Below are 18,995 nucleotides of genomic sequence, written 5' to 3'. Positions count from 1 at the left end.
GAATGCTTATTTTTGCAGGAAATTAGCAAACATGTCAACATTTCACCCGCTTAAAATAAAAGATATCAGAAGGGAAACTCCACAGGCAGTTTCTATATCTTTTGAGGTTCCGGATAATCTGCGCGAAGATTATAACTTTGTTGCAGGACAATACATAAACATTAAAACAAATTTTGAAGGGCAGGATATAAGAAAGGCTTATTCTATATGCTCTGCTCCCAACAGTAATGAGCTTCGTGTAGCTATAAAAGCCGTTAAAAATGGCGGATTCTCTGTTTTTGCCAACGAACAGCTTGCCGTAGGCGACACTATGGAAGTAGGCACACCGGAAGGAAAATTTGTTTTTGAACCTAAAACAGACCGTCAGCGCAACTATGCTGCTTTTTCAGCAGGAAGCGGTATTACGCCGGTATTATCGATAATACAATCGGTATTACACAACGAGCCGGAAAGTACTTTTGTACTGGTTTATGGCAACAAAACCCCTGACGATACTATTTTTCACCAGTTTCTGCATGATTTGCAACAGGAATATGTAGGCCGTTTTTTTGTGCATTTTGTTTACAGCCAGGCAAGGGAAGAAGATTCGCTTTTTGGCCGTATAGAGCGGTCTACAGTAAACTTTGTACTTAAAAACAAGCACAAAGAAAAAGAATTTTCTAAATTCTACCTTTGCGGGCCGGAAGAGATGATTCTTACCGTAAACGATGTTTTAAGAGAAAATAATGTTCCTGAAAAGAACATTAAGTTTGAATTATTCTCTACACCTATAGCCGAAAAGAAAATTGAAGAAAATCTGGACGGGCAGACTAAAATTACCGTTTTAGTAGATGATGAAGAAGTTACCTTTGTAATGTCGCAGCAAATGACAATTCTGGATGCTGCACTTAAACAAGGAGTAGATGCTCCTTATTCCTGCCAGGGTGGTATTTGCAGCAGCTGTATGGCGCGTATATCTAACGGTACTGCACAAATGAAAAAGAATGCGATACTGACAGACAGCGAAATTGCCGAAGGCCTTATACTTACCTGCCAGGCACACCCAACATCTTCTGAAATTTATGTAGATTTTGACGATGTTTAATAACATCTAATACTATAAAAATCCTCAGTTAAACTGAGGATTTTTTTGTTTTATAAAGTGCATCATTGCAAGGAAGAATGATGAAAATCACGTTCTAAATAGACAACTATTATAATAAAACTTCATCAATTTTATCAATAACCATTTTAGGGGTTATAGTACGCATAGCATCTTCATATCCTTCAACTATTTTATTGCCATAAACAGAAGTTGGTAATAAAGGATATTTCTCCCGGTTGGCAGTAAGCATATAACTTTGAGGTTGGCCAAAAGGTGCAAACCCCGCATAAGGGTGTGTTGCTCCCCACAAAGTAATTACCTTAACACCAAGCATTGCTGCCATATGCGCATTACCGCTATCCATGCTCAGCATAAGGTCAAGATGGCTTATTAAATTTAGTTCCTGCTGTAATTTAAGCTTTCCGGCAGTAACAACCACATTGCTTCTGTTTTGCGAAAATTGTTCTAATAAAGCTGTTTCTTCTTTTCCTCCGCCAAATAAAAATAGTCTATAATCGGGTCTTTCCGCCAGTATATCAATAACCTGCTGCATTAGATCGTGAGGATATACTTTACCCTCATGCTGTGCAAAAGGAGCAATACCTATCCATTTCCCGGTTTTGTTTCCGCTAACGGCAGTTACATCAGGCAGCAACTGTTTTTTTTCCGGAAATATGAGCTGGGTAATATCTATTGGAAAGCCTAATTTTTCAAACGTATGTAAATGTCTTTCAACTATTGGGGTGAGCTGCCTGAAAATCTTATTTTCGGCACGTGTAAGCGCTTTTTTCTCTTCACGGGCCTTATCTGTTGTAGCTGTACGCTTTCCGGCAACAGCAAAGAGTTTTGTAATAATTTTAGACCGTAGTACATTATGCAGGTCAGCTACTGCATCAATGCGTAATTCTTTAAGTTCGTTATAAAGTTTAAACAGTCCTAAAAAGCCTTTGTGCTTTCCGCTTACATCGGCAGCATAAAAGGTTATATTAGGAATATCGTCAAAAAACGGCTTAAAGAATGCTTTGGAAAGTACTGTAATTTTTACCTGAGGGTACTGAGCAACAAAGGCTCTCAGCACCGGAACTGTCATTGCGACGTCTCCCATTGCCGAAAGCCTTATTACCAGTATATTTTTTATGCCTGACATTAATCAGGTATTATTTTTTGTTTTGGTATAATACCGGGTTTAGTTCCTCGTCATTATACATTTTCATCTGCTTATATACTTTCATGAATTTATCACCATTCTCAATATCAGTAAGAAGATCGTCTATCGCTGTAGAAAGGTCTTTTTTCTGTTCAAGAAGCACATTAAGCTTTTCGTTACATTTTGCCCTGTGCTCCGGTGTAGCATCCTCACGGGTTGCCTCCTCATTCATGTGAAAAATTTTAAGCGCAAGTATAGATAATCTGTCAAGTGCCCATGCCGGGCTTTCAGAATTTATTTTTGCACCATCTTTAACCGTTACATTGCTATATAACTGTAAAAAATAGCTGTCTATATACTCAACCATATCTGTACGCTCCTGGTTAGATGCGTCAATTCTTCTTTTTAGCGCAAGCGCTTCAACCGGATTAATTTCCGGATTACGGATTATATCTTCAAGATGCCATTGTACTGTATCTATCCAGTTTTTAGCATAAAGCAAATGTTCTATCTTATCCTTACGGAACGGATTGTTTATAGGCTGGTCAACATTATCATATTGATGATAATCGTTTATGCTCTGCTCAAATATTGGGAAAGCGATCTTAGAAAACATAGTGTATGATTTTTATTTTGCAAATATAGACTTAATACTTGTAACCTGCTAACAGGTTTAACGCGGCATTATAACTGCAAGGTAAACAGCACAACTGCAATTAATACTATCAGCCCCATCATCACTTCTTTAAACCATTTGTTTTCGAGGCTCTCAAAATAATTTGCCCCCATAATAGCCAGCGGCGCAAATGTAAATGCTAAAAAGCTGTTGTTTTTACTTGACGATAATACATATATGCCAACACCGATAAGAAAAGAATAAAGGATTTTTTTATGCGATGACTGCAAGTTTAAGGGTTTGCCGGTAATAGAAAACACATAGGGAAAAGCAAACAATACTGTTATTGACGAAAATATGGCAAGGGCTATGTTCTGATAAATATTCTCAAAATAAGTAAAGTCAAAACTTACTGCTATGTTTTCAGACATAGCTTCAAAAAAACCTTCTCCCATTATAAGTCCTGCCATCAGGTACAGTACACCTACAGCAAAAAAAGCAATGAAAGGAATAATCCAGTTACGGTAATCGCGTGAAACGTGAAATATTATAGATATAAATACAAGCACGATATAAATAATACACCAAAAATGGAATATTGCTGCAGCAAATATCCAGAAAGAGGCATCAAATATTTTTTCTTTGGGTGTAATTAAGGATTGTAATGAAATAAGCCTTCGTAATGCAAGCAGCAAAAAAAAGTTTGCAATAATAATGTTTACGTTAACCAGTGTGGTAGGAAACAGTATTAAAAATACCAGAAACAGGAACATGGCATAAGTGTTGGCCTTGCTTAGTGTATTACGCCTGGTAATAAAGTTAGTTAAAAACAGGGCTCCTCCTAAAAGAAACAAAAGCCCTGTTTTTTGAACTATCAGCAAATAGTCTTTTGTCCAGGCATCTTCCTTAAATATATATAAAAAATAGCCTAAAATCAGGACCGCGCCTATTAAAACGTAATTTACAGGCCTTGATTTATTAAAAACACTTGCTAGCATGTGAATATTTTATACTTTTGTGACAGTAAATATAATACTTGTTTAAAAATGAAAGCATTTTTCGAAGCAATAGGCTACCTGTTTACAGACATCCTGTTTTTGCCATTAAACTTTTTCCGCAGCCTTGAGTTACAAAACTGGTGGCTTGCCAACATAATAACATGGATATTTATCCTTATCTGCTGTGCAGCTACTATGTACTGGCTAAAACAGCTTACAATATTTAAACAGAATAACGACGACGATCAGGATACTACGGCTCACTCTTTCTTATCATAAGTCAAAGCCGATATCTTTTCTAAAATACATCTTATCAAAATTTAGCATGTCTATATTTTGGTAAGATTTTTTTATGGCTTCCCTAAAGTCATTGCCGTAAGATGTTACTGCTATTACGCGACCTCCGCTGGTAACAACTTTCCCATTATCTAGCTTGGTTCCGGCATGAAATGCTGTTGAGCCTTCTATATTTTCAAGGCCGGTAATAACCATACCTTTATCATAATCTTCCGGATACCCGCCTGATACCACCATAATAGTAGCTGCCGAACGCTCATCAATTTCAAGGCTTACTGTATCTAATTCCTGTTTAGACACAGCCTGAAATAATTCCACAAGATCTGATTTCAATCTTGGTATAACTACTTCTGTTTCCGGATCGCCCATTCTTACATTATATTCTATAACGAAAGGATCATTACCCACTTTAATAAGTCCGATAAACACAAAGCCTTTATAATCTATATTAGCCTTTTTAAGACCTTCAATAGTAGGTTTAACAACTCGCGTTTCTATTTTTTCCATAAATTCTGCATCAGCAAAAGGAACGGGCGATACTGCACCCATACCGCCTGTATTAAGGCCTGTATCTCCTTCACCAATACGTTTATAATCTTTAGCTGTAGGCAGCAGCTTATAGCTTTTACCATCTGTAAGCACAAAGCAGCTAAGCTCTATACCATCAAGAAACTCTTCTATAACTACCTTAGTACTTGCCTGCCCAAATTTTTCGCCTACAAGCATATTTCTAAGCTCATCCTGAGCTTCTGCAAGATCCTGAATAATAAGTACTCCTTTACCTGCTGCAAGGCCATCTGCTTTTAATACATAAGGCGGTTTAAGCGTAGAAAGAAATTCACAGCCCTGCTCTACCGTTTCTTTTGTAAAACTATCATAAGCTGCCGTAGGTATATTGTTTTTTACAAGAAACTGTTTGGCAAATTCTTTACTTCCTTCAAGCTGTGCTCCTGTTTTAGACGGGCCTATAACAGGTATATTTTTAAGCTCATCATCTTTTGTAAAGTAATCATAAATACCTTTTACCAACGGATCTTCAGGCCCAACAACTACCATGCTTATCTCTTCCTGAAGTACAAAGCCTTTTATAGATTCAAAATCAAGCGGATTAATATTTACATTGTCTGCTATAGAGGCCGTTCCTGCATTACCCGGTGCAACAAATAGTTTATCGCAAAGCGGGCTTTGCAGCATTTTCCATGCCAGTGCGTGTTCTCTTCCTCCGGATCCTAATAATAAAATTTTCATGTTGCAAAATTATTTCTGGCAAATGCTAATAGGCTTTTTCATCGCCAAACATTCCCACAATTGTTTGTAAAATTATTTTTATATCTAATAAAATAGACCAGTTTTCTATATAAAATACATCATATTTTATACGGTTGATCATATCTTCATCGCTGTTTATTTCTCCCCTGAAGCCTCTTACCTGGGCAAGCCCTGTAATACCCGGTTTTACGGCATGCCTGGCTCCATATTTTTTTATTTTAATGCTATACCTGTGATTTATAGAATAAATATGCGGCCTTGGCCCCACTACCGACATATCGCCTTTTAAAACATTTATAAATTGAGGTAATTCATCAATACTCGTTTTTCTTATAAATTTTCCAACTTTAGTTACCCGCGGATCATTTTTAACAGCAAGCTTATCCATTTGATTATTAATGCGCATAGACCTGAATTTAAAGCAGGAAAATTGCTCTTCATTCATTCCGGCTCTTTTCTGCATATAAAAAACCGGCCCTTTAGATTCCATTTTGATAAGAATAATCATAATTGGGGTTAGCCAGGACAAAACAAAAATTATAATAAGAAATGAAAAAACAATATCAAAAGCCCTTTTTGCAATCATAGCTACAGGCTCGTGCAATGGTGTTTTCCTGAAAGACAATACAGGGAAAAATTCATAATAATCAACCGTCAGGTTTCTCGAAAAAATTTCCTTTGAATCAGGAATAAACTTTATTACTATATTATTAATTTCACAAAAAGCCACCAACTCTCTTAATCGTATACTATTCAGTTCGTTAAGAGAGCAATAAATATCGTCAATTTTATTTTCAAGAACAAAACTTTCAATATCATCTATTTTACCGTTAATAAATTCATTTTGTTTTTTGTCTGAAAAAAAACCTTTAAAATGATAGCCGTATTCAGGTTTAGTATCAAACAGATTTTTCATATTGATAGCCTGAGGCGTATACCCTATTATAATAGTGTTCCTTATATTACTGCCTGCTGTTCTGTACTTTTTCAGATAAAAGAACAATAAAAGCTTAAATACGGTTACAGCTACAAATACAGTTATTATATAGCTGATTACTGCTTCACTGCTGAATATAGTTTTTTTTGCAAAAGGGAAAAAAGCAATAACCGTTAACAGAAAAATTATTATCTGGGTTATAAGCTTAGAAAATATCCTTACTATAGTGGTGTACCTGTATACATTATAAAATCCGGAAAAATAAGATATAATAGACCATGAAACTATCTGATAAAGGCAAAAATGAAAATAGTTTAGCTCCTGATGTTTAAAGAAATAAAAAGGCAAAAGAGTGATTGTCAGTATATCAAAAGATATGCTGATAGGCCTTAAATATTTTGAATATCTACCCCTGCTGGATAATACCATTTCTAATGAATAAAATCTGAAAAATCTTTGTGTTCTTCTTTTAAAAGTTCTTCCTGAGAAAGTGTCCTGAAATAGTCGTAAGTAATTTTCATGCCCTCACTTCGTGATATTTTAGGCTCCCATCCCAGTAATTCTTTTGCACGTGTAATATCCGGCTGTCTTTGAAGCGGATCATTTACAGGTAATGGAAGATATATTACTTTTTGAGAGGTACCTGTAAGCTTAATTATTTCTTCGGCAAAATCTTTAATAGTTATCTCGTCAGGATTTCCTATGTTAACAGGGTAAATATAATCTGAATGCAATAACCTGAAAATACCTTCAACCTGGTCATCTACAAAACAAAAAGACCTTGTCTGCATTCCGTCTCCAAAAATAGTCAGATTTTCACCTCTTAATGCCTGCCCAATAAATGCAGGTATTACCCTGCCGTCATTTAGCCGCATTCTTGGTCCGTAAGTATTAAATATTCTTACTATTCTTATTTCTACCCCATGAAATGTATGATAAGCCATTGTCATAGATTCCTGAAAACGCTTTGCTTCATCATATACACCCCTGGGTCCTATTGTATTTACATTGCCGTAATAATCTTCATTTTGCGGATGTACTAACGGATCGCCATATACTTCAGATGTAGAAGCAATAAGTATTCTTGCCTTTTTAACCCTTGCAAGGCCTAAAAGGTTATGCGTGCCTAACGAACCTACTTTAAGGGTTTGTATAGGTATTTTTAAATAATCTATAGGAGATGCCGGAGATGCAAAATGCAGAATATAATCCAGCTCTCCGGGAATATTTACAAATTTGGTAACATCGTGATGGTAAAATTCAAAATTTTCAAGCTTAAAAAGATGCTCAATGTTTTTCAGATTGCCTGTTATAAGATTGTCCATGCCAATAACATAGTAACCTTCTTTTATAAATCTGTCACAAAGATGCGACCCCAGAAATCCTGCCGCCCCGGTTATGAGTATTCTTTTCATGTTTTTCTTTTTCACTGCCCCTAGGCAATCTTATATTAAAAAGGCAATATAAAACCGTAAATAAAACCACCCCTCTTTGCCTCCATAAAAATGATTCGGTCAAAAGTAAGGCTATCATAAGAATTGCAAAAGCAATATGATTAAAATCTTTAGACTCTAATGCATTTTTAAGATTTATAAAAAGTATGGTTATTAAAAGTAAAAAACCAATAATACCTAAATCTGCAAAAACCTCAACATACTGGTTATGAAAATTTTGCCTGTTATACCTATGATTTAATATTCCTCCTTCAAACACATTATGCTCTATTGCCTTGCCTTCAATTTTCTTTAAAGATGCATTAAGCCCATAACCCGTAAAAAATATTTTATCTTCCTGTATTAATTCTTTAAATATTCTTAACTGATATACCCTGAAAGCTGTGCCGTTAAAATAATCATTCTCCTGAAAAACGGGCTTGTTCCATGCTTCGGCAACAGTAACGTTGTGTACAGGTATACCTTCTTTGGCAAGAGCCTCCATTTCAGGAATGTTAGAAGTATATTCTGCAGGTAAATTACCATTAGTTTTTGCAAAATACACAAAGCTTCCGGCGGCAACAGCAAAAATAGCAATCAAAATTATTTTTATTTTTTTTGAAAGGCCCGAGAAAAAAACAAAATAAGTAGCTGTTAGCAAAACATCTATTACTATTACCACTTTAACCACTAATAAACACAATAGTAGAGCAATAAAAACTATAGCTGCATAGTCTAAAAATTTCTTTTTATTTACTGATAAGAAATAAAAAAAAGCAACTGAAAAAAGAGATGATAAATATACAGCCGTAACCACAGGAGTAGCCAGTTCATTGTATAAAAACACGTTTGCATTGTCAAATTCCTGATAACGTACTGCTGCCCTGCCTAAAAAATATACTCCAAAAAGCAGCATTAAGATGCTGAAATTTTTGAGTATTGTTTGAGTGCCTTTTTGTATAAGGTGCCTGTTAAAGCAAAAAGCAATTGGTATAAAAAAAAACGCTGCTTCTTTACTAATGGCCCTTAATGTACTTTTAAAATCTATTGTCCAAATTAACGAGGCAACAATAAGCACGAACAGAAGCAAAGGCAATAATATCCAAAGACGTAAAGAGAAATCCTTTTTTTTTGCGGAAAGTAACGAATATAAAACAAAAAGAATAATGGCTACACTGTTATAAGCATAACCTAAAGGTATGGTGACCAATACAGCCGATATAAGAAACACCAGCAATCTCTTACTGGGAGACAATCCTATTCTTTTAAGCAAGTCACTTCTTGATGAATTGTATTCGTGTGTCATTTAAATAATTCTTAGCTGTATTAAAAAGCAGATATTACTCTATTTATTAATATGTTCTGCCCATTTTTCATCAACAAAATTCTTCATCTCTGTTTCAAACCTTTCTTTAGAAAATTGCAAAGAGTGCTCCCTTATTTGTTTATAATCGAAAGTTATTTTTTCAAACCTGTCAACAGCTTCTTTTATTGAATCTGCCGATTGCTCTTTGAAAAATACGCCAGTTTTTCCATTTTTTACCGTTTCCAGTGTACCACCTTTTCCAAAAGCGATAACCGGTGTGCCACAAGCCTGTGCCTCTACAGGCACAATACCAAAATCTTCTTCTGCAGCAAACACAAATGCTTTTGCATTTTGCATATAAGTTTTTAATTGATCTCTGTCTATAAAGCCTTTAATTTCTATATTAGACTTTGCAATTTTTTTTATTCTCTTAAACTCAGGGCCATCTCCTGCTACTATCAGCTTTTTTTCAGGCATTCGGTTAAATGCCTCAACAATCACTTCTATCTTTTTATAAGTAATCATTCTTGAGGCAGTAAAATAATAATCTTCTTTTTTCTCATTGCAGGAAAAGAAAGAAGTATCAACAGGTGGATAAATGACTTTAGCTTCCCTGTTATAAATTTTCTTTATTCTTTTTTTTACATAATACGAATTAGCAATAAAATAATCTACCCTATTGCTACTTAACTGATCCCAGAGTCTAATCTTGTGTAGTACGTATTTAGCATATATACCTTTGAGTCCTGACATAAGCCCCGAATCAGCAAGATATCTAAAGTATAAATCCCATGCATACCTTAAAGGTGAATGACAATAACATATATGTAATTGCTCATGATTTGTTAAAACTCCTTTTGCTACAGAGGCAGATGAGCTTATAATTAAATCATATTCTGAAAGGTCGAATTGCTCTATTGCATAGGGGAATAATTGTAAATATTTCCTATGGTTTTTCTTTGCGGTGAACAGCTTTTGAATAAAGCTTGTTTTTGCTCTTTTTCCCTTTAATATAAAGGCTCTGTCGGATTCGTTTAAAAAATCTATTAAAGCGAAATGATCAAAATCATCCCAAATATTGTTTAAAGAATGTATCACCTTTTCGGCACCTCCGTTTATATAATACCAGTCGTTTATTAATGCCTTTCTCAATGTGCTAAATAATATATAATATTCTTATCTGTTTTCATCACTTTTTTTACCTACAAAAAACAAAGTATTAAAAAATGTAAAAAAAATTATTCCTGCCTGACGTGAAAATACGTTTTCAGTTAATAAAGCAATAACAATTATGATTATAAACCCCTGATAAACTGTATTCGTTGTTTTTACGCCCCATAATAAAGAAATCATAAAAACAATTAAACCAAAAATACCATATTTAAGTGTTATATCAAGATATTGATTATGGGAATTATAGGATATAGAATGAAAATCATCTGTAGCTTTATAAGTATATTGCTCATAACAAGAGTCTAATGTTTTTTGTACGTTACCCACACCAACACCTGTTAACCACTTTTCTTTAAGCACTTCTTTTACACAATGATACACACCGTATCTAAAATTTACTTCTTTAGATGGCTGACCGGCATGTGGCAATTCATAGTTGGCTGACAGGCTTTCTTTTATTCGCCGCTGCGATGAGGGTAAGACTAAAATTACAGTTAAAAATACTATACCTAATGCGCCTACCCATAAAAGCTGCTTTCCCGTTTTTAATTTTTTTACACAGAAAAAAAAGCTGACAATAAAAAATATTAATAAAGAAGTCCTCGCCATAAAAGCCGCCACCGAGATCAATAAAAAAATCAGTGTTAAAATACGTGCCAGCAATAAAAAATAATTCTTTTCTGATGCTGAAAGCATCTCGTATAAAAGTATTAATGAGGCAAATATAAACAGCATGCCCAGGTAAGGAAGGTGAATACCTGTAACGTCGCTGAAGATATTTCTGATGAGGGGATTATAGTAACTATCTTCCTTAAATACTTCTTCTATACCATAAGAAAATATTACTCCCCACACATAAAGACACAATAATGCACAGCTAATTACAAAAACAGTTAAACAAATTTTAAGCGTTTTTGCTGTAATAAATCGCTTGTTTAGTACCATTAACAATGGAAATACTAAAAACGGACTGCTTCTTTCCAATAACTTGGCTACTTCATGCTTATCTGCGGCTATGAAATAACTTACTATATATGAGAGGTATAGCACCGAAAGCATTAAAATATTCCATATATCTTTTTTTTCAAGCTTCCATGACCGGGTTTTTATAGTAATAAATACAGAATAGATGCACCATATTATAATTGCAAAAACACTTCCCTTTTGCCCCAATATTGGAAAAGCAGCCACAAATGCCGATACATAATTATAACCTTTATACTTATCTAAAGAGATCATCTGTTTCTTTTTTCAAAATGGTTATATAATCGTCTGCTGTTATAAAATCCTGGGCTTTCTGTACTACCTGTGCAATATCTTCCTTAGAGGATGTAAAAACATTATTTATTGCATTATAAAATTCTTCAGCAGTATCTGCCCTGAAGAACATTTCTTTATCTATGAGGCCTATCCCTTCAGTGCCTACACGTGTTGATATAAGGGGGAGGCCATTCATAATAGCATTTAATGATTTTAATTTTACCCCTGTGCCATATTGCATAGGATTAACAAATACAGCAGCGTCTGAATACAAAGCCCTTAAATCGGGCACATTAAATCTAATTTTCAGGTTGGTGAAATTTTGATATTTTTTAATCAGATCTTCTTTTTTTACATCTCCCGTGCTACCTGCAATAATAAATGTGTAGTCAGGAAAACCATTAACTATACGCTCGTGTACATTTTCAAGATACCAATCTATAGCATTAATATTATTAGGCATAAACAATGAACCTATAAACAATACATTTTTGCCACCCAGATCCTGCTTTACGGGTATTTGACCTGACGGTGCCGGCATATGAAATGATTTTTCTGCTAACTTATTATTGCTGGCAAAATCCTTCTTTTCATCTCTAGAAATAAACCATAGTCTGTCAGACTTAAGGAATAATTTTTTTGAATATATTTTAAATTTTAAACCATCCAGATAATAATAAAACTTCTTAAATATATTAGATGTACTGTTGCCTAACTGAAAAAAATATTTTGATTCATTATTATGCACTCTAAGTACAATCTTTGAAGCTTTTAGTGTTTTATTTTCTAATACAGGGGCTGTGCTTTCAGATTCAAGTATAACTAAATCATACGTTTTATCTAATTTAATATTTTTTAATTCACCTCTGGAAGCAACCTGAAGCGGTATAGGCCTGATTAAATCTATAAGCCTGTTTTTTCTTCCGGCAATATATATATTGTCTGTAACTGACTGCATTACGGCTATATCTGCTTTAGCAGGATATTCTTTACAAGTACATACCAAATCAATAGCATATCCCGCTTTTTTTAATGCCTCTATCCTCCCAAACACATCAAAGGCCCCGCCAAAGTAACATGGATAAGGAAAAAAACCAACGGCTACTAATATTCTTTTATACTGCATGATCCTGTTTATTCATAAGTTTTTTTTGTAATACATCTGTAAACGCCAGTAAAAACCAAACATCATATTTAATATCATAAGTAAAATATACAATCCCACCAAGAATCACAAAAACCAACGGTATTATTATAAATATGATATCGCGTCTTTTAATCCTCGAAAAGAAAATATACCTTTTTATAAAAAAGTAATAAAAAAATACTAAAAACCCCACCCCTCCTATTATAAGATGGTCAAAAAAGTAGGTTTTGGTTGATAGAGCCTGTGTGGTTGCCCTATAACCCATCAGCTCAGACAATACGAGGCCTGAAAACATTTCAGATCTTAATATATCAGTAATTGCATTAGCAAAAAAATAAATAAACGATCCCAATCCAACTCCAAATGGATTATAAACAAATATATTTAATGCACCCATGTATGACCCAAACCGGGTTCCAAAACTACCGCTTGTATACCAGCTTTTAGCTATAATCTCAGCTAGTGAAAAGTATACTCCTATTCCTGCTATTAAGAAAACAGGAATAGCAAAAATCAATAGCTTTCTTGTTTCTTTATTGTCATATAGTTTTTTAATTGCTAAAGGAAGAATAGATATTAATATTAACAATAAATATCCTTTAGACTGGCTTTTAAAAGTATAATATACTAAGAGAAACGCCGAGAGGCTATAAACAATGTTTCGCAGTAGTTTTGGCTTACGTAAATAGCTTACCAAAAAAGCAGGTACAAAAATTAAAATAGTTAAGATAGAACCTATCCAGCTTTCTTCATAAGTTAACAGTCTTATTCTCCAATAACTATTTTTAGAAGCATGAATAGCCGTTAAAAAATATCCGGATCCCAAATTTAAAGACTCTACTATTAAATATAAGGTAATAAAAACTTCGAGTCCAATAAGGGCATACAGTAAGGCCGTAAATTTATCATCTCCGTTATTTAGCCAGGTATATATAAATTGATAATAAATAATTATAACTAGAGGATAAACGGCCATTTTTACGGCTTTTATTACCAAATTTTCACCTAAAAATTCAGCACTGTCTGTATAAATAATAACAAACGAAACATAAGCAACGCTAATAACAGCCAAATAAATTAAATATAAAATCATGTAGCTATTATATTTGGATATATATACCTTATTGCTAAATAAAAGATAAATACCCATTGGTATGCTCATAAATACAATGGGGGTTCTAGCCAGCTCCCCAAAAACATTTACCAAAGGAAAATCCTGATACACACTCGCAAAAAGGACTATAAAAATTACTATTACTTTTAGCTTCATTGTGTAAATGTTATTTTTGTTACTGCCTTAGCTGCTTTAAAATTACCCTTTCTTACTCTGTTTAAAATTAGCAGTAAACTTGAGAGGTAAAACCGCAGTGAGAGTCCGTAAAATTTTTTTACAAATATTTTGCGGCTTTTAAAAATTTCTGTTTCAGAAAACAGGCTCTTCTCTTTCCGGTATGAAGATCCTATTGAAGCCCCTTCTTTATGGTAAACTACAGAATCAGGACACCAGTCTGTTTTCCAGCCTTTTTCCCTTGCTTTGTATGACCAGTCAAGTTCTTCATAATATAAAAAATAATCTTCGCTCAATGGTCCTACATCTATAAGAAATTTATAGGTTATGAACATTGATGCACCTACAGCATAATCTATTGTTCCAAAATCAGATTTAGGTGTAGTAACCGGCCGGCCTTCACCTTCGTGTGTTGATATAAAAAAGGTTTCATTAAATTTCCCACCAACAGCCTGTATTGTTTCCGGGCTATAATAGTATATTAGTTTGCTGCCGATAATGCCTGTTTTTAAATTTTCAATTTTATTGGCATATTCTACAAGTGCATCAAGTGATTGTTTCTCTACAATCGTATCATTATTAAGAAGCCAGATAAACGAATCTTCGCTTCCAAACTTCATTATATAATTTAAGGCTATATTATTACCCGCAGCAAATCCTTTATTTTTATCTGCTTTTATTAAAACAATTTTTTCATGCCGGGCTGCAGATAAAAAATCTGCTTCTGAAACAGCTGCGTAATCTACTGGTTTTAAAGAGAGGGGATATACTAAATGTTTAAAGCTGGTTTTTATACTACTTGGCATTCCCTGAGCCCATTCAATTAAACCATTATAATAAGTAATGTCTTCACTATTATCAATTACAAAAATCTGAAAGTTTTCATATTTCAGTTTCAAAAGGCTTTCCAGGCATTCTAAGGTATCCTTAGTGCCTTTATAGTTCAACAGTATTATATAAGCCTTGTTCATTTTCTATTTCAAATTATGAATGAAGTTCTTTTTTAAATACTGATTTAAAATATACAATTATAATTGAAGAAGTTATAAAACATTCAACTATATACAGAGAAACTACACTTCCGCTTAAATTAAATTTTCTGGTTAAAAAATAACATGTTAACAGCATAATTACCGCTCCTATTGTGGATATGCCAGATACTTGCTTTTGCTTATTATAATAAATAAGCAACTGATAAAAAGGAATGTTAAGCGCTATTATAATACCTAGGCCTAAAAATTTCATGCAAAAAAATACCTTGTCGTAATACTCTTCACTTAATGAAAAACTATCTATAAAAAGTGGTACTACAATATATACCATTGTAATACCTAAGCCCATAAGCAATAAATGATACTTATTAAGTTTTTTTAAAAATACCATTCCTTTATGTTTATTCTCATTATATGATTTACAGAATTTTGGAAAGCTTACATTAAAAAAAACAGATAAATAACTCCTTATTATTTTAAGCAGCATATCTCCTATATGATACAGCCCTGCCAGATATTCACCACCTACATATCCTACAATAAGTATAGGCCCCCAGGTATAAGCCGTTATAGAGAAATTGGAAATAACAATTGGGTACTCTTTTTTAAAATTCTCTTTTAGTGTTTTTGCCGGCACATGAAATAAAGCCAGATTATATTTTTTACCTAATTTTAATAAAAAATAACCGTAAACAATTGTATTGGCTCCGCCTAAATATAAAAGCATAAACGGATAAGCTTGAGGAGTTTTAATAAAAACATATACACCAATAACATATAAAGCTTTAGATACTAAAATTATACGGTTTATTATAGTAAACTCTTCAAAAGCCTGATATATCCATAACGGATTTAATAACTGCGCTGCCAGCATAGCTATACCACACAGGTAGAGTTTATAATCTATACGGAAGAACAGAAAACTTAATAAAAGTAATACCAATACAACAAGAAACACTATAGTCCTAAAAGTGTAAACCTCTTCCAGTTGTTTCTTTATTTTAGCATTATCACCTTTATTTATACTTAGCTCTTTAACGCCAAAAAGCAGTGAGCCAAAGTCAATAAATATTCCTAATAGCGCAAAAACAGACAATGCTACCCCTATTCTACCCCAGTTTTCTATACCGCAGACAATAATTATGTGAGGTGCAACTACCAATGGCGCAATTAGGTTTAATACCTGACCTGAACCATAAACAATATAATCTTTTAATTGTCCTGTTTTTTTAAGCATATTATACCGGTGTTATCTTCCGGAAAGAGTAATTAATTATAAAAAGTGCTATTCCTGTATAATCACTTTTCGTTTATTTACCTGCCTTACATAATAGTTCTTAAAAGACATCAAAGCAAAAAATATCATCAATAGTAAAATAGGATAAATATATTTCATCTTGTTACTTAAAAGGCTATGCTTTTTATTGTTTACTATAGTAGTGGTTTCTTTAATAATACTATTATAATCAATCTTATGTATCATATTATTAGCCTGTTGCCTTATAAGCTGATCTTTTATTACGAGTATATCATTAAGTTCTTTTTTTTCATTAAGCAAAAGCATACCCGGGTTGGCATTATTTTTATTAGATAAACGGTCTAATATAGCATTTGCCTGTTTAACCATACTGTCGTTCTCTGCAATTTTTCTGTCAAGGCTTTTAATTGCCTCTTTTTGAACATCTTTAAAATAATTGCTGGAATTTAAATAATCGAGTATAGGGTTTATAACATCTTCTTTTTTGCTTATAGATCCGGCAGTAGTAATTGTAATAAGATGACTTTTATAATTTTTAGATGTAGCATATTCTTCAAGAACCTCTGTCATATCCCTTTTGTCAGCAATCTGCCTGAAAATTAAAAACTTCATATTATCTGTCTGTATAATATTCAGCCCTTCTTCCTGCGCAACATAATTATAAATATCTACAACAGGATCTATTTCAATTTTTGCAAGGTGCGCTTCTTCATTAATTCCTATGGAATTAAGAAAGCCAGTATCTCCTTCGGCTATTTTGGCATTAATGTTTTTTATCTGTTCATATAAATAATCTACACTCCCAAAATTAGGTTTTACCAAAATAGTATGCTCATATATACTGGTTTTTTTATCCTTATAATAACCAAAAGCTGCACCTACTATAATAAGCACAGCAATTATTATAATATTTCGTTTAATGAAAAGTATTCCGTCAAAAACAGAATCATTTGTCCTGCCTATAACATTTTTTACTTTTTTTGATATCTGATCAAGATCAATCTCATGATTAGTGGTTTCTGTTTGCTGTGCCATTGGTTAGTTTGATAGATTGAATATTTGTTCTAAAATTTTTATAGTAATAATATAAGTAGGCTTTACACCTGTTGTTCCAAGCCCTCCGGAAGCAAGCGTACTGCCCGTTTCCAACGGATTATCTGAAGCATAATAAGCATAGCGCACCTTAACATCAGGATTAATGCTCTTTCTTATTTTTGACGCCGACTGTATAGCTTTTTGATAGTGAGCTCCTTCCATCTCAAGGCCTATTACACCCCAGGTAGATTCATTAAAAAACTTAAGTAAATCTCTGTTTTGTAATGATGTACCCAATACTGTTACCATAGGCCCGCTATATACAGGAATTCCCTGGCCCGCAAACATTTCTGCCGTTAATTCGTTTTCAAAAGGATAATTATCTCCTGTTCCTTCATTTATGTGAGCCGAAGGTATCATGATATCACCCTTAGCCCCTTCAAGTATCCCTGCCTTACCCATTATAGAAACCGACTCAACATTAAGCAGTGTCCTGTTTTTGCCTTCTTTAAACGGTTTTAAAAGCTCATCTATTGTTTCATAAGCCTGTTCGCCAAAAGCATAATCCATAACTAATATAACAGGAGCATTATTGGGTTTTGCTTCAGGAAATGCCGTTTTAGAAAAATCTATCCCGGCAGTGTCAAATATCTGCACATCTATATTAGTACCCGATGTATCGGGCATAGCTATCATACCATTTTTAAGCGCAGTCTCTTCTACTTTATTTCTTAGTATATCATTGCCTGATTTGCTTAATTCTTCAAAAATAAAAAAGTCGCTTTTATCTTTATATTTAGATCTTAGCTCATAAGGAGCAAAAATCGAGTTCATTACACTATGCATATTAGCACTTATAATATGTATGGGCCTTTCCAGAAGTCCGTTTTGCTTCAGTACCATTTTAATATTATCTGCCCATATCTCTCCATGTATATGGTGGCCAAGCCTTTCGCGCAAAATAGGGCTAAAGGTTATAATACGTTTAGCTCCGCCAAGCGTTTCCTCAAGCGCCAGTTTGCCCAGCCAGTAAATAACATGTAAAAATCTGTCAGGTATTGCTTTGGTACCAAACGCGTCATATATATCTGTAATCTCAGCAAAAGTACGCCCTAAAATAATGGATGCATGCGATATAGCCTGCTCTCTTTCAATAAGATTCAGTTTGGTATTTGCCTGTATAACCTGCTCCAGCTTAAGCCAGTCCCTGGCAATCTCACCGTTATCATCTATAATCACACGGTTTTTAATTTTATGCGATTCTAAATAAATAAAAGTAAGATGGGTTAATATATCGTAAATATCCGATCGCCCACGGGTAATTTCCACATTCATCTGCTCATCATCTATACGATAGCAGTTGCGCCTTCTTTTAGGCGGTATTATGGCTTTAAAATGTGATTTTGAATAACCTTCGTCAGATGTAAGGTTAACAAATCTGCATTCCTCAATACCTATCGGTAAACGTTCTATAACGTAAAGCAGTCCGTTAAGCTCTGCCTTTTCTTCGGCTATAGATCCGTAAATTTCGGGGCGCAAGGAGAGAAGTGCTTCCCTGAGCGTATCACCAGATACACCCATGGGTTTATAAAATCCCCTGTTAAACAAATGTCTCATTGTAATATACAGCCGCTCTATGGCTGCAGAAGACTCCTGCGCCCTTGATCGTGATATGTTTTTTATACCCTGCATATTTTTAGGATTTACGGCAAATGTAGGATTTTATTTTTAGTTGTTACATCCTCTGTTTTACCT

Annotated in this window: 17 protein-coding genes; 2 read left to right on the top strand and 15 right to left on the bottom strand. The window is 33.9% G+C overall.

Features of this window, described 5'->3' with window-relative positions:
• The first annotated feature begins 31 nt into the window (after positions 1 to 31).
• Complete coding sequence (locus NHE85_RS06180; protein WP_252810724.1) at positions 32 to 1,084, top strand: ferredoxin--NADP reductase; 1,053 nt, start codon at positions 32 to 34, stop codon at positions 1,082 to 1,084.
• A 109-nt stretch (positions 1,085 to 1,193) separates the two neighbouring features.
• Here the strand turns inward: NHE85_RS06180 and NHE85_RS06175 are convergent, their stop codons facing one another.
• The 3 genes from NHE85_RS06175 to NHE85_RS06165 all read right to left on the bottom strand — a co-directional run bounded on the left by NHE85_RS06175 (position 1,194) and on the right by NHE85_RS06165 (position 3,845).
• Complete coding sequence (locus tag NHE85_RS06175) at positions 1,194 to 2,231, bottom strand: glycosyltransferase family 9 protein (protein WP_252810723.1); 1,038 nt, start codon at positions 2,229 to 2,231, stop codon at positions 1,194 to 1,196.
• Between the two features lie 10 nt (positions 2,232 to 2,241).
• On the bottom strand, positions 2,242 to 2,847 hold the full coding sequence (locus NHE85_RS06170) for a DUF4254 domain-containing protein (RefSeq protein WP_252810721.1): 606 nt from the start codon (positions 2,845 to 2,847) through the stop codon (positions 2,242 to 2,244).
• Positions 2,848 to 2,915: 68 nt separating this feature from the next.
• Complete coding sequence (locus NHE85_RS06165; RefSeq protein WP_252810719.1) at positions 2,916 to 3,845, bottom strand: DUF6427 family protein; 930 nt, start codon at positions 3,843 to 3,845, stop codon at positions 2,916 to 2,918.
• A 48-nt stretch (positions 3,846 to 3,893) separates the two neighbouring features.
• Here NHE85_RS06165 and NHE85_RS06160 point away from each other — a divergent pair, with 48 nt between their 5' ends.
• Entirely contained in the window at positions 3,894 to 4,124 is a 231-nt protein-coding gene (locus NHE85_RS06160) for a uracil phosphoribosyltransferase (protein ID WP_252810717.1), read from the top strand.
• Here NHE85_RS06160 and purD read toward each other — a convergent pair.
• From purD to NHE85_RS06100, 12 genes are read right to left on the bottom strand one after another with little or no spacing between them, the layout of a single operon-like run.
• Positions 4,119 to 5,390, bottom strand: coding sequence for a phosphoribosylamine--glycine ligase (purD, locus tag NHE85_RS06155; protein WP_252810715.1), 1,272 nt, complete (start codon positions 5,388 to 5,390; stop codon positions 4,119 to 4,121). The two genes, NHE85_RS06160 and purD, sit on opposite strands and share 6 nt — an antisense overlap.
• Positions 5,391 to 5,415: 25 nt before the next feature.
• Complete coding sequence (locus NHE85_RS06150; protein ID WP_252810713.1) at positions 5,416 to 6,777, bottom strand: undecaprenyl-phosphate glucose phosphotransferase; 1,362 nt, start codon at positions 6,775 to 6,777, stop codon at positions 5,416 to 5,418.
• Positions 6,778 to 6,779: 2 nt separating this feature from the next.
• Positions 6,780 to 7,763: a UDP-glucuronic acid decarboxylase family protein gene (locus tag NHE85_RS06145; protein ID WP_252810711.1), complete on the bottom strand. Its 984-nt coding sequence runs from the start codon at positions 7,761 to 7,763 to the stop codon at positions 6,780 to 6,782.
• A complete protein-coding gene (locus NHE85_RS06140) occupies positions 7,708 to 9,087 on the bottom strand; it encodes a hypothetical protein (RefSeq protein WP_252810709.1) in 1,380 nt (459 codons plus the stop codon). The genes NHE85_RS06145 and NHE85_RS06140 overlap by 56 nt, the downstream gene beginning before the upstream one ends.
• Positions 9,088 to 9,126: 39 nt before the next feature.
• Entirely contained in the window at positions 9,127 to 10,239 is a 1,113-nt protein-coding gene (locus NHE85_RS06135; RefSeq protein WP_252810707.1) for a glycosyltransferase family 4 protein, read from the bottom strand.
• A gap of 24 nt (positions 10,240 to 10,263) precedes the next feature.
• A complete protein-coding gene (locus NHE85_RS06130; protein ID WP_252810705.1) occupies positions 10,264 to 11,499 on the bottom strand; it encodes an O-antigen ligase in 1,236 nt (411 codons plus the stop codon).
• Positions 11,483 to 12,646, bottom strand: a complete 1,164-nt coding sequence (locus NHE85_RS06125; protein ID WP_252810703.1) for a glycosyltransferase family 4 protein — start codon at positions 12,644 to 12,646, stop codon at positions 11,483 to 11,485. Before NHE85_RS06125 ends, NHE85_RS06130 begins: the two co-directional genes overlap by 17 nt.
• A complete protein-coding gene (locus tag NHE85_RS06120; RefSeq protein ID WP_252810701.1) occupies positions 12,636 to 13,937 on the bottom strand; it encodes a hypothetical protein in 1,302 nt (433 codons plus the stop codon). Before NHE85_RS06120 ends, NHE85_RS06125 begins: the two co-directional genes overlap by 11 nt.
• Entirely contained in the window at positions 13,934 to 14,926 is a 993-nt protein-coding gene (locus NHE85_RS06115) for a glycosyltransferase family 2 protein (RefSeq protein WP_252810699.1), read from the bottom strand. Before NHE85_RS06115 ends, NHE85_RS06120 begins: the two co-directional genes overlap by 4 nt.
• A 13-nt stretch (positions 14,927 to 14,939) precedes the next feature.
• Complete coding sequence (locus tag NHE85_RS06110; RefSeq protein WP_252810697.1) at positions 14,940 to 16,184, bottom strand: oligosaccharide flippase family protein; 1,245 nt, start codon at positions 16,182 to 16,184, stop codon at positions 14,940 to 14,942.
• A gap of 48 nt (positions 16,185 to 16,232) precedes the next feature.
• Positions 16,233 to 17,240 (bottom strand): hypothetical protein, encoded by a 1,008-nt coding sequence (locus NHE85_RS06105; protein ID WP_252810695.1) that lies wholly within the window; start codon positions 17,238 to 17,240, stop codon positions 16,233 to 16,235.
• A gap of 3 nt (positions 17,241 to 17,243) precedes the next feature.
• Positions 17,244 to 18,932 (bottom strand): hypothetical protein, encoded by a 1,689-nt coding sequence (locus NHE85_RS06100; RefSeq protein ID WP_252810692.1) that lies wholly within the window; start codon positions 18,930 to 18,932, stop codon positions 17,244 to 17,246.
• Positions 18,933 to 18,995 lie beyond the last annotated feature (63 nt).

It is taken from the genome of Flavobacterium sp. NRK1 (assembly GCF_024054175.1).
In the GTDB taxonomy this organism is placed as follows: Bacteria; Bacteroidota; Bacteroidia; order Flavobacteriales; family Flavobacteriaceae; genus Flavobacterium.
Note: the sequence above shows the minus strand (reverse complement) of the source record. Positions and strands in the feature narration are given on the sequence as shown.

Bases quoted from the DNA above. Each gene is read 5' to 3' on its own strand.
- NHE85_RS06100 (WP_252810692.1), bottom strand. From the start codon at position 18,932: ATGCAGGGTATAAAAAACATATCACGATCAAGGGCGCAGGAGTCTTCT.
- NHE85_RS06125 (WP_252810703.1), bottom strand. From the start codon at position 12,646: ATGCAGTATAAAAGAATATTAGTAGCCGTTGGTTTTTTTCCTTATCCA.
- NHE85_RS06150 (WP_252810713.1), bottom strand. From the start codon at position 6,777: ATGGTATTATCCAGCAGGGGTAGATATTCAAAATATTTAAGGCCTATC.
- NHE85_RS06110 (WP_252810697.1), bottom strand. From the start codon at position 16,184: ATGCTTAAAAAAACAGGACAATTAAAAGATTATATTGTTTATGGTTCA.
- NHE85_RS06175 (WP_252810723.1), bottom strand. From the start codon at position 2,231: ATGTCAGGCATAAAAAATATACTGGTAATAAGGCTTTCGGCAATGGGA.
- NHE85_RS06165 (WP_252810719.1), bottom strand. From the start codon at position 3,845: ATGCTAGCAAGTGTTTTTAATAAATCAAGGCCTGTAAATTACGTTTTA.
- NHE85_RS06105 (WP_252810695.1), bottom strand. From the start codon at position 17,240: ATGGCACAGCAAACAGAAACCACTAATCATGAGATTGATCTTGATCAG.
- NHE85_RS06145 (WP_252810711.1), bottom strand. From the start codon at position 7,763: ATGAAAAGAATACTCATAACCGGGGCGGCAGGATTTCTGGGGTCGCAT.
- NHE85_RS06115 (WP_252810699.1), bottom strand. From the start codon at position 14,926: ATGAACAAGGCTTATATAATACTGTTGAACTATAAAGGCACTAAGGAT.
- NHE85_RS06180 (WP_252810724.1), top strand. From the start codon at position 32: ATGTCAACATTTCACCCGCTTAAAATAAAAGATATCAGAAGGGAAACT.
- NHE85_RS06130 (WP_252810705.1), bottom strand. From the start codon at position 11,499: ATGATCTCTTTAGATAAGTATAAAGGTTATAATTATGTATCGGCATTT.
- NHE85_RS06160 (WP_252810717.1), top strand. From the start codon at position 3,894: ATGAAAGCATTTTTCGAAGCAATAGGCTACCTGTTTACAGACATCCTG.
- NHE85_RS06120 (WP_252810701.1), bottom strand. From the start codon at position 13,937: ATGAAGCTAAAAGTAATAGTAATTTTTATAGTCCTTTTTGCGAGTGTG.
- NHE85_RS06140 (WP_252810709.1), bottom strand. From the start codon at position 9,087: ATGACACACGAATACAATTCATCAAGAAGTGACTTGCTTAAAAGAATA.
- NHE85_RS06170 (WP_252810721.1), bottom strand. From the start codon at position 2,847: ATGTTTTCTAAGATCGCTTTCCCAATATTTGAGCAGAGCATAAACGAT.
- purD (WP_252810715.1), bottom strand. From the start codon at position 5,390: ATGAAAATTTTATTATTAGGATCCGGAGGAAGAGAACACGCACTGGCA.